This is a genomic window from Pseudoxanthomonas sp. LjRoot127 (assembly GCF_964253495.1).
Classification (GTDB): domain Bacteria; phylum Pseudomonadota; class Gammaproteobacteria; order Xanthomonadales; family Xanthomonadaceae; genus Pseudoxanthomonas_A.
Map to the genome: position 1 here is coordinate 2,517,437 of NZ_CAXUQR020000001.1, position 12,623 is coordinate 2,530,059.

Here is a 12,623-nt window from a genome sequence, read left to right on the forward strand (position 1 = left end):
ATGCGGATTTCGCTGGTCGCCGCCCTCGATCGCCATCGCGCCATCGGACGCGACAACGACCTGCCCTGGCGCCTGCACGACGACCTGAAACGCTTCAAGGCGCTGACGCTGGGCAAGCCGGTGCTGATGGGGCGCAAGACCGCCGAATCGCTGGGACGCGCGCTGCCGGGGCGTCTGAATCTGGTGCTGACGCGGCGCGGTACAGTGCCCTTCGAGGGCATGCAGGCTGTCGGGTCGGTCGATGAAGCGCTCGCGATCGCCGAGACGCAAGGCGCCGAAGAACTGAGCGTGATAGGCGGCGGCGAGGTTTACGCGATCACCTTGGGGAGTGCCGACGTGCTGTACCTGACCGAGGTCGATACGGTGGTGGAGGGCGCGCATGCGTTCTTCCCGGCCTTCGATCCGACGGAATGGCGCGAAGTCGCACGCGAGCCGCATCCCGTCGATGCAAAGCACGCGCTGGCATTCGACTTCGTCGAGTACCACCGTCGCTGAGGCGCCCTCTGTAGGCTGGGATGAAGCGAAGCGCAATCCCAGCGCTCTCCCGTTAGGTTGGATCTACAGATGCTGGGTTTATCAACCCAGCCTACGAAGGCCCTGATTTGCGCGTATCTGTAGGTCGGGATGAAGCCAAGCGCCATCCCAGCACTTCTACTCAGTCCTTCGGCAATTCGCCCTTGGGCGGTGGAGGCACGTCTCGGCCGGGGACCTGCACCAGCCGGATATCGTCGGTGTCGAGTTGCAATGCGGTGAGTTTCCCGCCCCACACCGCACCGGTGTCGATCGCGTGCACGCCATGGCCGATCATCAGGCCCAGCGTGGACCAGTGGCCGCAGACGATCTTCAGGTCCCGCTCGGCGCGGCCGGGGACTTCGTACCAGGGATACAGGCCCTGGGCCTGGCGGCCCGGCGCGCCCTTCTCCTCGATCGCCATGCGCCCGCGCGGCGTGCAGTAGCGCATGCGCGTGAGCACGTTGATGATGGCGCGCGAGCGGTCGTGCCCCGAGAGGTGCGGCGCCCAGTTTGGCTTGTCGCCGTACATGTTGCGGAACAGCTTGCGGTAGGCGTTGCCGTGCAACTGCACTTCCACTTCGCGCGCGTGTTTTTCCGCGAGGGCGGTGGTCCACTTCGGCGCGAGCCCGGCGTGCACCATCATCCAGCCCAGTTCACGGTCCACGTGCACCAGTTTCTGCAGGCGCAACCAGTCCAGCAGCACGCGTGCATCGTCGGCCAGCACCACGCGTTGCAGGTCGGGATTGACCTTGCGCTGTTCGTCCGGCGAGCGTTCGCCGATCGCCAGTAGGGAGAGATCGTGGTTGCCCAGCACCACCACGCAGTGATCGCGCAGCGAATGCACCAGCCGCAGCGTTTCCAGCGACTGTCCGCCGCGGTTGACGAGGTCGCCGCAGAACCAAAGCCGGTCCTGCGCCGGATCGAAGCGGATCTTCTCCAGCAGGCGCTGCGTCGCGTCGTAGCAGCCCTGCAGGTCGCCGATGGCCCAGACGGTCATCGCGGCGGACTCAGTGCAGGGTCCGCGGGACGGACAGGGTGAAGGCGGCGATGGGCGCGTCGAACCGGGTGCCGTCGTCGGCGAGCATGTCGTAGCGTCCCTGCATGGTGCCCAGTGCGGTTTCCAGGATGGCGCCGGAGGTGTAGCGGAAGTCTTCGCCCGGCCTCAGCCAGGGCTGTTCGCCGACCACGCCTTCGCCTTCCACTTCCTCCACCTTGCCGTTGGCGTCGGTGATGATCCAGTGCCGGCGAAGCAGCTGCGCCGGCACGCGGCCGCGGTTGTGGATGCGGATCGTGTACGCGAACACATAGCGCCCGTCCTCGGGCGCTGACTGGTCATCCAGGAAGCGCGTGGCGACATCCACTTCGATGGCGTAATCGGGGGAATCCATGCGTTCAGTTTATGCAAACGCGCGTAAAAGCGGAAACAACGCGGCGCGATGCCGCAGCTCAGTCGTCCGCAGGCAGGTTGGCGAGGCGGACGAAACCATCCACGTCGACCTGTTCGGCACGCGCGTCCGGACGCAGGCCGGCGGCTTCGATCTGGTCCGTCGTGCACGTACCACCCAGTGCATTGCGCAGGGTCTTGCGCCGCTGGCCGAACGCCGCGCGCACGACGGCCTCGAAGCGGCCAGGGTCGCTGATGCCGATGGACGTGGCATCGCGGGGCACCAGTCGTGCCACCGCCGAATCGACCTTCGGCGGCGGACGGAACGCGCCGGGCGGGACGACGAACAGCGCGTCCACGCGGCAGTACGCCTGCAGCATTACGCTGAGACGGCCGTAGACCTTGCTGCCGGGCTCGGCGGCCATGCGGTCCACTACCTCCTTCTGCAGCATGAAGACCATGTCGCGGATCGAGGCGGCGTGTTCGATGGCATGGAACAGGATGGGCGACGACAGGTTGTACGGCAGGTTGCCGACCAGGCGCAGTTTTTCGTCGCCGGCGAGCTTGCCGAAGTCCACGTCCAGGACGTTCTTGTGGATGATCGTCAGCCGGCCCACGCCCTCCGACGCTTCCATCAGCGGCGTGATCAGGTCGCGGTCGAACTCGATCGCCGTCAGCTCGCCATGCTTGCGCAGCAGCGGGAACGTGATCGCGCCCTGGCCCGGCCCGATCTCAACCAGCCGGTCGCCAGGCTGCGGATTCACCGCCATCACGATCTTGTCGATGTAGCTGCGGTCGGTCAGGAAGTGCTGGCCGAGGGACTTCTTCGGGGGAGCCTTGAAGGACATGGGGGCGCGGAGCCTTTGAAAGCAGAAGAGAGTGTGGGGAAGTGAGGAGCGAGCAGGGCAGGCGGGAGCGATGGGGCGCGACATCTCCCTCACTCCTCACCGTTCTCCGCTCACTCCTCGCCGTAACGCCATGCGCGCACAGGTGGCCACGGCGGCGAACAGGCTGGAGGGATCGGCGATGCCCTTGCCGGCAAGGTCGAGCGCGGTGCCGTGGTCGACCGCCACGCGCGGATACGGCAGCCCCAGCGTCAGGTTCACCGCCTGCTCGAAGCCGCTGTACTTGAGGACCGGCAGGCCCTGGTCGTGATACATCGCGACCACGGCATCGAAGCCCCGCAGTTTCTGCGGCAGGAACGCGGTATCGGCGGGTAGCGGACCTTCAAGGCGCAGGCCGTCCGCGCGCAGGGCGTGCAACACAGGCTCGATGACCTCGATTTCCTCATTGCCGAGGTGGCCGGCTTCGCCCGCATGCGGGTTCAGGCCGAGCACGGCGATGACCGGTTCGGCGATGCCGAAGTCACGGCGCAGCGCGGCATGCGTGATGCGCAGTACCTGCTCCAGCCCAGCGGGCGTGATGGCGTCGGGAACAGCCCGCAAGGGCAGGTGCGTGGTTGCCAGCGCGACGCGCACGATGTCGTTGGCCAGCATCATCACCACCGGACAGTCCGCCTGTTCCGCCAGCAGTTCCGTCGTGCCCCGGTAAGCGATGCCGCCGGCGTTGATCGCCGCCTTGTGCACGGGGCCGGTGACCAGGCCGTCGAGATCGCCCCGCAGGCAGGCGCCGGCCGCATGCGTCAGCGCATCGATGACCGCGCGCGCGTTGCGCGGCTCGGTCGCGCCGAAGGCGTTTGGGACGGCGTTGGGGAGGGGGTGCAGGCGCAGATCGCCCGGCCGCCGCGCGACCTCATGCTCGGCGAGCAGCCGGAGCGGCAGACCAAGCGCATCGGCTGCCGCCCCCAGCGTGACGGCATCGCCAAAGGCGAGGAGGGTGCAATCGTCGCGCACCTGCTGCGCCAGACGCACGCAGAGTTCGGGTCCGATGCCGCCCGGCTCGCCCGGAACCAGCGCGAGCCGCGGTACCACGTCAGCCGCCCGGCGTGGTCTCGGCGCCGGCATTGCGGAAGCTCACGTAGGCTTCGCCACGCAGTTCCTGCAGATAGCGGTTGTACTCGTCTTCCGCCTTGCGGCGGCCGATGGTTTCGCGCACCTGGGCGCGGCGGTTCTGGTCGGTCACGTCCGTCTGGCGGCTGCCCACGCGCTGCACGATGTGCCAGCCCGCGTCGGTGCGGAACGGCGGGCTGACCTGGCCGTCCTGCAGGCCGGTGACCTGCTGGCCGAAAGCCGGACCGAACGCCTCGGCGGGGAACCAGCCCAGGTCGCCGCCTTCATCGCGGCTGTTGGCGTCCTCGGTGGATTCCTTGGCGACTTCGACGAAATCAGCGCCGCCGGCGATGCGGGCGCGCAGCGTATCGATCTTGGCCTTGGCGGCGTTCGCGTCCTGCGTCGGCGTGATGCGGATCAGGATGTGGCGCGCGTTGTACTCGGTGACCGACCGCTGTTCGGCTTTCGCGCCGTCGCGCACTTCCACCAGCTTCAACAGCTGGAAGCCGCTGGGGCCGCGCAGTGGGCCGACGACCTGGCCGGGGCTCATGCCCTTCAGCATTTCCACGAACGCGGTGGGGATCTCGTCCGGGCTGCGCCAGCCGAGGTCACCGCCTTCCAGGGCGTTGGGGCTGTCCGAGTAGCGCACGGCGGCGGCGGAGAAATCCAGCTCGCCCTTGTCGACAAGCGCCTTGACGCCGTCGATCTTGCTCTTGCCGGTATTGATCTGTTCCGCACTGGCGCCATCGGGCAACGCCACCAGGATGTGCGCGAGGTGGTACTGGACCTGTCCGGTGGCCTGCGCGGCGAGTGCGGCATCGACCTCGCCTTCGCTCACCTGCACGCGGCTCTGGGCGAAGCTCTGGCGGAGGCGCTGGATCGTCACCTCATCGCGCAGCGAACTGCGGAACTCGGCGAACGACATGCCGTCGGCTTCCAGCCGCTGGCGCAGGCCGTCGGGCGTGGTGCCGTTCTGCTGGGCGACCGCGTTGACCGCATTGTTGAGTTCGGCGTCGCTGATGCGGATGCCGCTCTCGGCTGCGCGCGCGACCTGCAGCTTGACCAGCACCAGTCGCTCCAGCACCTGGCGCTCCAGCACGTTGCGCGGCGGAAGCTGGCCAGGCTGGTTGGCGTACTGGGTCAGCACGTTCTGCACCGCGCGGTCCAGCTCGCTCTGCAGCACGACATCCTCGTTGACGACGGCGGCGATGCCGTCCAGGCGCTGCAGGGTCTGGGCCTGCACCGAGGTAGCGACCGTCGACAGGGTCAGCAGGCCGGCGATGAGGAAGCGGGAAAACGGCTTGGTCATGGCAATGGATCCGGAGCGTAAGAGGTGTCGTCCGGTCGCTGCGCGATATTGCTCGGCGGGACGAGATAGAGGTCGTCTCGGTAGTAACCGAGAATAGCACGGCGCAAGGTGCGGTCCGTGTCCTGGCCGGCCGAGCCCAGGCCTTTCAGGACGAATTCCACCTGGAATCCGGTGTTCATTTCGCCCTCGCGGTTGCGCACGTAGCGGCGTACCAGCGCGCGCACGGCCAGGCAGCAGCTGTCCCACTGCACGCCGGCGACGCCTTCCAGCAGACCCGGCTCCTGGTCGGTCGCGGCATCGCGATAGAAGGAGTGGTAGTAGCGTCCCACCACGCTCCACGCCGGCGTCACCGGGTAGAGGAACGAGAAGTCGGCCTGCTCCAGCAGGTCGCGGCGGCGGCGGTACGTGATGTTGACCACGCCGTCGTCCGGCAGCAGGTAGCGGGCACGCACGCTGGCCAGGTCTTCGCGGCGGAACTTCGGGTCCCACTGATAGGAAGCGCCGATGGTCCAGCGATCCGTCGGCGCGTAGTTGGCGTCGACGACCCAGGCCGACTTGCCTTGCGCCAGGGGGACCTCGTTCGGCGCGGTGACGCGCACGTCGTCGAAGTAGCGGATCTGGCCGATGCTGGCCGACAGGCGTTCGAAACCATCCTTCTGCCGCAGCAGGCGCGTGGTCAACGCCAGCGTCAGCTGGTTCGCGTCGGTCTGGCGGTCCGGTCCGGTGTACCGGTTGTCGCGGAACAGCTGCCCGTAGCTGAAGTTGAACGGACGCGTGTCGAAGATCGGCAAGCCGTCTTGTTCGCGATACGGCGCGTTGAGGTAGAACAGGCGCGGCTCGAGCGTGTGCAGGAAGCGGTCGCCCTTGATCTCGGTCTCACGGTCGAAGTACACGCCCGCGTCGAACGAGCCGATCGGCAGGCTGCGGCTGGGCGAACGATCGTAGAACTCGGCGATCTGCGCCGCGCTCACCGGTTGCCCCGCGGCGATGCCATACGCGGCGCGCGCACGATCGGTGGCGATCGTCTGGGCCAGGTCGGCATCCAGCCGGTACTCGGTATGGCGGTAGGCCAGCGTGGGCGTGACGTACCAGGACGCGCCCTGGATGGGGAACGAGATGGTCGGCTTGAGGTCGATGCGGCTGCCGCCGGCGAGTTCGTCGTGCTGGAAGCGCACCGCTTCCGCATGGCCGCCCACGTTGATCCAGCGGCTCAGCGGCTGGCTCCAGTTGAAGTAGGTGCGGGGCAGGCGGTTGTAGGGCAGCGAGGCTTCGGTGCTCAGGTAGTCGGAGAGTTGCCAGTGGTCGGCCATCAGTCCGGCGCTCCAGTACTCGCCGGCGCCATAGATGCCGGCCGTGCTGGTGACGGAGGAGTACGCCTGGCCAAACAGCGAATTGCCGAAGTCCTCCTGGTAGCGCGCGTCGCTCAGCCAGATCAGGTTGGCGCGCGCCTGCCAGTTCGGACTGAACCGGTGGTCGCCTTCGAACGACAGAAAGCCGCGGCCGTCGTCCGGATCGGGATTGTTCGGATTGAGGGGATCGTAGTCCGCCTCGTTCATGCGGTCGCGGACCAGGTCGTCCTTGGTCATCCAGGTGCCCTGGATCTCGCCGCGTCCCTTCTCGTACAGATAGCGGAATTCCGCGCCCATCTGGAACCCGCGTTCGCTCATGTAGCGCGGTTCCAGCGTCGCGTCGTAGTTCGGCGCCAGGTTGAGGTAGATCGGCTGCTTCCAGTCGAAGCCGTTCCGGCCGGACAGGCCGATCGCCGGGTACAGCAGGCCGGTGTGGCGCTGGTCGTCGATGGGGAACTTCAGGTACGGCACGTACAGCACCGGCACCTTGCCCAGGCGGATCGTCGCGCCACGGGCTACGCCCCATCCGTCGTCGGTGTTGATGTCGATGCGGCGCGAGCGCAGTTCCCAGCGGCGGTCGTCGGGATCGCAGGTGGAATAGGTGGAGTGCAGCAGGCTGCCCTCCGGTCCCTTCATGTCGATGCGGTCGGCGCCACCGTTGCCGCGCCGGTCCACCAACTGGTAGCGCACGTTGTCGATCTGGTGCGTGTCGGCGCTCTGGTCGCCGCGGGCCGTGTCGGCGATCAGGCGGATGCCGGTGTCCTGGTACCGGATGTGGCCATCGGCGACGTACGTGTCCTTTTCCTGGTCGTACTTCAGGTTGTCGGCGCCCAGGAACTGGTCGCCGCGACTGAGGGCGACATTGCCCTGGTACTCGAGGTTGGCCTCGGTACCTCCCAGCTGGTCGCCTTCGATCGAGGTCGGCTGATCTGCCCGCTGCTCGCGCGTGAGCTGGGGGTTGTCGGCCGACGGGGGCGCCGCGCCGCCGAATGCCGGGATGACATCCTGGATCGGGCACAGCGCCCAGCTTTCGGGCTTCTCATCGTCGGCCATCGCCGGCAGGCACAGGGCGATGCTGAAGGGCAACGGTAGCAGGCGAAGGGCGGTGCGCACGCGGTGCAAGGCTCGCTGTCGGACGAAAAACGGCCGTTAGCTTGCCCCATCCCATGCATGCGGGCAATGAAGGCCTCCGGCCGGTGTCGGTCGAGGTTCAGCGATTGGCCGGACTGCCGTGGCGATCAGCGCAGCGCGTCCACGTGGGCCTTGGCGCAGTCGCTCAACGCCTCCAGGTCGTAGCCCCCTTCGAGCATGGACACCACGCGTCCGGCGGCATGCCGGTCGGCCAGGTCGCGCAGCTGCCGGGTCAGCCAGCCGAAGTCGTCGGTTTCGAGCATCAGGTCGGCCAGCGGATCGCGCATGTGGGCATCGAATCCGGCCGAGATCAGCAGCAGTTGCGGCTTGAAGTCGTCGAGCGCCGGCAGCAGTTCGTCGGCCCAGGTGTTCTGGAAGCGGAACCCGCCGCTGCCGGGTGGCAGCAGCGCGTTGAAGACGTTGCCGACCCCCCGTTCGTACGGTGCGCCGCTGTGCGGATAAATGCCCGACTCGTGGCTACTGAAGTAGGCCACGCGGGGTTCGTCGTAGAAGATGGCCTGCGTGCCGTTGCCGTGGTGCACGTCGAAGTCGATCACCGCGACGCGCTCAAGTCCGTGCCTGTCGCAGGCATGCGCCGCCGCGACGGCGATGTTGTTGAACAGGCAGAACCCCATCGCGGCCGTGCCGGTCGCATGGTGGCCGGGCGGCCGGACCGCGCAGAAGACGGTCCGGTCCTCGCCGTTCATCACGGCATCCACGCCTGCCACGCCGGCACCGGCGGCCCGCAACGCCGCGGCGCGCGAGGCTGGGGACATCACCGTGTCCGGGTCCAGCATGCGGTAGCCGGACACGTCTGCCTCCAGCACCTCCCGCACCAGCGCTTCGTCGTGCACGCGCCGCAGGTCCCCGAGCTTGGCGATCGGCGCCTCCCGCCAGTCGGCATCGGCGTGGTGCCGGCGCAGCGCATCCAGCACGACTTCCAGCCGGGCGGGCCGCTCCGGATGTTCCGGTCCGGGGTCATGGAGCAGGCAGGCGGGATGGGTGTAGATGATCACGGTGCCGGCATTGTCCGGGTTCGGGAAGTGGCGCAGACGGTCCCACGCGGTGGGGAGTCAGCGCCATTCTAAGCGCGGCCCTGTGGCGGCTGGCATTCGACCTTTCGGGGGCGGCGTGACGTGGCGTCCGCCGTCCGGGTCGCCGATGCTCTGTGCGAGCGCCTTAGGGTGCGATGCCCTGCCGGCGGGTCACCCCGACGCATCGCGGGCAGGGCCCGCTCCTACCATGCTGCGGAGATCGGTGGGACCGCCCCGCGCTCAACGGCTCAGGCGTGGCGCCGCTCGTGTTTCCACAGCACTTCGCCGTGTCCGTCGGCGCGGGCCAGCACGCGGGCCAGCACGAACAGCAGGTCGGACAACCGGTTGAGATAGCGGATCGCTTCCGGGCGCACGGCGTCGTGACGGGCCAGCGTGACGGTTTCGCGCTCGGCCCGGCGCACGATGGTGCGGGCCAGATGGCAACGCGAGGCCGCTTCGCCCCCTGCCGGCAGGATGAAGTCCTTCAGCGGCGGCAGGTCGTCGTTGTACTGGTCCAGTTGCTTTTCCAGCGCATCGACATCGTCACCGGTGATCGCCGCGTGGCCGGGAATGCAGAGCTCGCCGCCCAGATCGAACAACTGGTGCTGCACGGTGGTCAACAGCGCGCGGATGTCGTCCGGCACGCTCGCCACCGCCAGCAGCACGCCGATGGCCGAATTGGCTTCGTCCACCGTGCCGTAGGCCGTGACGCGGGCGGAGTCCTTGCCCACGCGCGTGCCGTCGCCCAGGCCGGTGCTGCCGTCGTCGCCGGTGCGCGTGTAGATCTTCGAGAGGCGGTTGCCCATCGGCGCCCCGGGCCCGCTCAGCCGGCCGCGCGGCCGTGCGGCCGGGCCAAGCGCACCACCTGTCCGGCCAGTACGTGCACGATGACGGCCAGGCCCACGTAGATCGCGGCCACGCGCAGGTACGGCAGGTACCAGTCGCTGAAATTCTTCCACCAGCCGGCGACGGTGGGCTCGCTCACGACCGGGCTGAGCCAGTAGAAGCTGCCCTGGCTCAGCAGGTGGCAGACGGTGACCGAAGCCAGCAGCGTGCCGACCAGCAGTGCCAGCGTGCGGCCGTGGTTAGCGGTCTGGTAACGGCGAAGCAGCGCGCCACCCGCCCACATCGCACCGTAGGCCGGCACCAGGAACCAGTACGCCGGCGAAACGCAGTAATGCGTCCAGAAATTGATGCCCTGGCCGCTGATGACGATGTAGTCCACCGCCACGGCAGCCGCCATGAACAGCGGGAAAGCCCAGCGCGACCAGGTGCGCAGGTAATAGCCACCGATGAAGAAGGCCGCCCAGCTCGCGTCGGGCAACGGACCGATGTGACCGAAGGTCGTCGGCAGGTGCAGGCGGGTGAGGACCAGCAGGGCAGCGACCAGCATCAGCACGAGGGCGCGTTGGGAAGAGATATTCATCGGCACGGTTCCGGAGACTCAGCCCCGCATTCTACCGGAGCCTGCGCGTCGCATGCCCACGGACGGAGCGTGGGAGGCGGGGCGCTATCATGGCCCCATGAAAGAACGGCATGACGTGGTGATCGTGGGCGGGGGGCTGGTCGGCGCCAGCCTGGCCATCGCCCTGGACCGGCAGGGACGGGACGTCGCACTGGTGGAAGCCACGCCGGCCGGGCAGATGCCCGCGGTGTTCGACCAGCGCAATCTCAGTCTCGCCACTGCGACGGTCAATGCGCTCACCGCGCTGGGCGTCATGCAGCAGTTGCGCACGCCCACCGGACCGATCCGGCGCATCCATGTCAGCCGGCAGGGCGACTTCGGGCGCGTGAAGCTGGAGGCCGGGGACTACGGGCGCGAGGCTTTCGGCCAGGTCGTCGTGGCGCGCGAGTTCGGCGACGCGCTGGAGTCCAGCCTGGGCGGCCTGTCCCGGTTGACGCGCTACCGCCCTGCGCGCTTCGTGGGATTCGCGCCCGGCGAAGCGGAGCATCGCGCGCTGCGGGTCGCAGATGCGGACGGCGAGCGCACGTTGCACGCCCGCCTGGTGGTCGCTGCCGACGGGACCCGCAGTGCGGTGCGCGAGGCCCTCGGCATCGGTACGGATGAACACGACTACGGCCAGACGCTGTTCGTCGCCCGCGTGCGCGCCACGCAGGCGCCGGACGGAACCGCCTTCGAACGCCTCGGCGACGAGGGCCCCACGGCACTCCTGCCCCGTGGCGACCGTCACTGGGGCGTGGTGCACGGCGTGGCGCGGGAAGACGCCGACGACGTCGCCGCGCTGGATGACGCCGCCTGGCTGGCGCGGCTGCAGCGCGCGATCGGCTGGCGTATCGGCCGGCTGACCGCGAGCGGTGAGCGCAGCATGTATCCGATCGTCCGCGTGGTCGCGCAACGGCTGACCGCCGAGCGCGCGGTGGTGCTCGGGAATGCCGCGCAGACGATCCATCCCGTCGGCGCGCAGGGCTTCAATCTGGGCCTGCGCGATGCCCTCACGCTGGCCGAAGAGATCGCCCGCCGTGACGATCCGGGCGATACCGCCAGCCTGGCTGCCTACGCCGCGCGCCGGCAGGAAGACCGCGACCGCACGCTGGCGTTCTCCGACGGCCTGGCACGGCTTACCGCCAATCCATCGCCGCTGCTGAAGCCGCTGCGCAGCCTGGGCCTGGTGGCGGTGGATGCGCAGCCTTCGCTGCAGTCGTTCCTGGTGGGTGGAGCGATGGGCTTCCGGGGCGACGTGCCGGCGCTCTGCCGCGGGGAGGCCGCATGAAGCGCCGGGGACAGATCGATGTCGCCGTCGTGGGCGGCGGAGTGGTGGGCGCGGCCTGCGCCCTCGTGCTGGCGCGCGAAGGACTGCAGGTGGCACTGGTCGAAGGCCGCGAGCCCTTGCGCTGGTCGCCGGCGCACCCGGATCTGCGCGTCTATGCGTTCGCGCCCGACAACGCCGCCTTGCTCGACGACGCCGGTGTCTGGGGCGCCATCCGCGACGCGCGCGTGCACCCGTACCGACGCATGCGCGTATGGGATGCCGGTAGTGGCGACGCATTGCGTTTCGACGCCGACACGCTGGGACGAACGCAGCTGGGCTGGATCGTCGAACATGCGCTGCTGGTGGACCGGCTGTGGGCCGCCCTGCCATCGGCCGGTGTGCAGGTGCGCTGTCCGGCGCGCGTGGAGGCGCTGGAGCAGGACGAGAGCGGCGTCACCCTGCGGTTGGACGACGGTACGCGCCTCGATGCGCGTCTGGCAGTGGCCGCCGATGGCGCCGATTCCACCCTGCGTCGCCTGGCCGGTCTCGACGTCGCCACGCACGACTACGCGCAGCGGGGCGTGGTGGCATTCGTCCGGACGGGCATGCCGCACGAAGACACCGCCTGGCAGCGCTTCCTGCCGACCGGACCGTTGGCCTTCCTGCCGTTCGCCGAGGGTCTCAGCTCGATCGTCTGGACGTTGCCGGACGGCGAAGCAGGGCGCGTGCTCGCCTTGGACGATGCCTCCTTCGGTCGCGAGGTGACGCTGGCGATGGGGGGGCAGCTGGGCGAGGTGGAAGCAGCCTCGCCGCGCGCGGCGTTCCCGCTGAAGCGGCAACTGGCCAAGGACTACGTCGACGGCCGCGTGGTCGTGGCCGGCGATGCGGCGCACGTGGTGCATCCGCTCGCAGGGCAGGGCGTGAACCTGGGCCTCCGCGACGTGGGCGCCTTGCGTGACGGGATCCGCGCCGCGCAGGCTCGGCGCGTCGACTGGTCCGCCACGCATCGGCTCGAGCGCTGGGCCCGCGCGCGCCGCAGCGAGAATGCGACCGCCGCGTATGCCTTCGAAGGCATCAACCGGCTGTTCTCGAACGACGACATGCACCTGACCCTCCTGCGCGGTCCGCTGCTGGGCCTGGCCGGCAGGCTGCCGCCGCTGGTGGATTTCTTCTGGCGCCACGCGGCCGGCCAGCGCCCGCGCTGACACCGGCGGCACCCCGCATGCGATAGCCTCGCGATTCC

At 68.9% G+C, this 12,623-nt stretch carries 10 protein-coding genes and 2 pseudogenes; 3 read left to right on the top strand and 9 right to left on the bottom strand.

Annotation, left to right across the window (positions count from 1 at the left end; all coding sequences use genetic code 11):
• Positions 1-495 carry a dihydrofolate reductase gene (locus ACSQ19_RS11590; protein ID WP_435997117.1) on the top strand — a complete coding sequence of 165 codons (495 nt, stop codon included), beginning with the start codon at positions 1-3 and terminating at the stop codon, positions 493-495.
• A gap of 169 nt (positions 496-664) precedes the next feature.
• Here ACSQ19_RS11590 and ACSQ19_RS11595 read toward each other — a convergent pair.
• The 9 genes and pseudogenes from ACSQ19_RS11595 to ACSQ19_RS11635 form a co-directional block, all read right to left on the bottom strand.
• Positions 665-1,510, bottom strand: a pseudogene (locus ACSQ19_RS11595) (symmetrical bis(5'-nucleosyl)-tetraphosphatase); the annotation flags it as partial.
• Between the two features lie 10 nt (positions 1,511-1,520).
• The gene (gene apaG / locus ACSQ19_RS11600; protein WP_435997119.1) at positions 1,521-1,901 is read right to left on the bottom strand and encodes a Co2+/Mg2+ efflux protein ApaG; all 381 of its coding nucleotides are present in this window, start codon (positions 1,899-1,901) and stop codon (positions 1,521-1,523) included.
• A gap of 58 nt (positions 1,902-1,959) precedes the next feature.
• On the bottom strand, positions 1,960-2,745 hold the full coding sequence (gene rsmA / locus ACSQ19_RS11605; RefSeq protein WP_299340879.1) for a 16S rRNA (adenine(1518)-N(6)/adenine(1519)-N(6))-dimethyltransferase RsmA: 786 nt from the start codon (positions 2,743-2,745) through the stop codon (positions 1,960-1,962).
• A 96-nt stretch (positions 2,746-2,841) separates the two neighbouring features.
• Complete coding sequence (gene pdxA / locus ACSQ19_RS11610; protein ID WP_435997121.1) at positions 2,842-3,828, bottom strand: 4-hydroxythreonine-4-phosphate dehydrogenase PdxA; 987 nt, start codon at positions 3,826-3,828, stop codon at positions 2,842-2,844.
• Positions 3,829-3,862: 34 nt separating this feature from the next.
• Positions 3,863-5,155 (bottom strand): annotated as a pseudogene (locus ACSQ19_RS11615) (peptidylprolyl isomerase); the annotation flags it as partial.
• Positions 5,152-7,617 carry an LPS assembly protein LptD gene (gene lptD, locus ACSQ19_RS11620; RefSeq protein ID WP_435997123.1) on the bottom strand — a complete coding sequence of 822 codons (2,466 nt, stop codon included), beginning with the start codon at positions 7,615-7,617 and terminating at the stop codon, positions 5,152-5,154. The pseudogene ACSQ19_RS11615 and the gene lptD, both read right to left, overlap by 4 nt.
• Before the next feature lie 125 nt (positions 7,618-7,742).
• Positions 7,743-8,651: a histone deacetylase family protein gene (locus tag ACSQ19_RS11625; protein ID WP_435997125.1), complete on the bottom strand. Its 909-nt coding sequence runs from the start codon at positions 8,649-8,651 to the stop codon at positions 7,743-7,745.
• A gap of 266 nt (positions 8,652-8,917) precedes the next feature.
• Positions 8,918-9,475 (bottom strand): cob(I)yrinic acid a,c-diamide adenosyltransferase, encoded by a 558-nt coding sequence (locus ACSQ19_RS11630; RefSeq protein WP_296278855.1) that lies wholly within the window; start codon positions 9,473-9,475, stop codon positions 8,918-8,920.
• A 17-nt stretch (positions 9,476-9,492) separates the two neighbouring features.
• Positions 9,493-10,095: a hypothetical protein gene (locus tag ACSQ19_RS11635; RefSeq protein ID WP_299340887.1), complete on the bottom strand. Its 603-nt coding sequence runs from the start codon at positions 10,093-10,095 to the stop codon at positions 9,493-9,495.
• A 97-nt stretch (positions 10,096-10,192) separates the two neighbouring features.
• Between ACSQ19_RS11635 and ubiH the strand changes: the two genes are divergently transcribed.
• Together ubiH and ACSQ19_RS11645 are read left to right on the top strand one after the other, a co-directional pair.
• Positions 10,193-11,401: a 2-octaprenyl-6-methoxyphenyl hydroxylase gene (gene ubiH, locus ACSQ19_RS11640; RefSeq protein WP_435997128.1), complete on the top strand. Its 1,209-nt coding sequence runs from the start codon at positions 10,193-10,195 to the stop codon at positions 11,399-11,401.
• The gene (locus tag ACSQ19_RS11645; protein WP_435997130.1) at positions 11,398-12,585 is read left to right on the top strand and encodes a UbiH/UbiF family hydroxylase; all 1,188 of its coding nucleotides are present in this window, start codon (positions 11,398-11,400) and stop codon (positions 12,583-12,585) included. Before ubiH ends, ACSQ19_RS11645 begins: the two co-directional genes overlap by 4 nt.
• Positions 12,586-12,623: the final 38 nt, after the last annotated feature.

What these genes read in the sequence shown, in the direction of transcription:
- ACSQ19_RS11590 (WP_435997117.1), top strand. Translation starts at nt 1, where the DNA reads ATGCGGATTTCGCTGGTCGCCGCCCTCGATCGCCATCGCGCCATCGGA.
- apaG (WP_435997119.1), bottom strand. Translation starts at nt 1,901, where the DNA reads ATGGATTCCCCCGATTACGCCATCGAAGTGGATGTCGCCACGCGCTTC.
- rsmA (WP_299340879.1), bottom strand. Translation starts at nt 2,745, where the DNA reads ATGTCCTTCAAGGCTCCCCCGAAGAAGTCCCTCGGCCAGCACTTCCTG.
- ACSQ19_RS11630 (WP_296278855.1), bottom strand. Translation starts at nt 9,475, where the DNA reads ATGGGCAACCGCCTCTCGAAGATCTACACGCGCACCGGCGACGACGGC.
- ACSQ19_RS11635 (WP_299340887.1), bottom strand. Translation starts at nt 10,095, where the DNA reads ATGAATATCTCTTCCCAACGCGCCCTCGTGCTGATGCTGGTCGCTGCC.
- ubiH (WP_435997128.1), top strand. Translation starts at nt 10,193, where the DNA reads ATGAAAGAACGGCATGACGTGGTGATCGTGGGCGGGGGGCTGGTCGGC.
- ACSQ19_RS11645 (WP_435997130.1), top strand. Translation starts at nt 11,398, where the DNA reads ATGAAGCGCCGGGGACAGATCGATGTCGCCGTCGTGGGCGGCGGAGTG.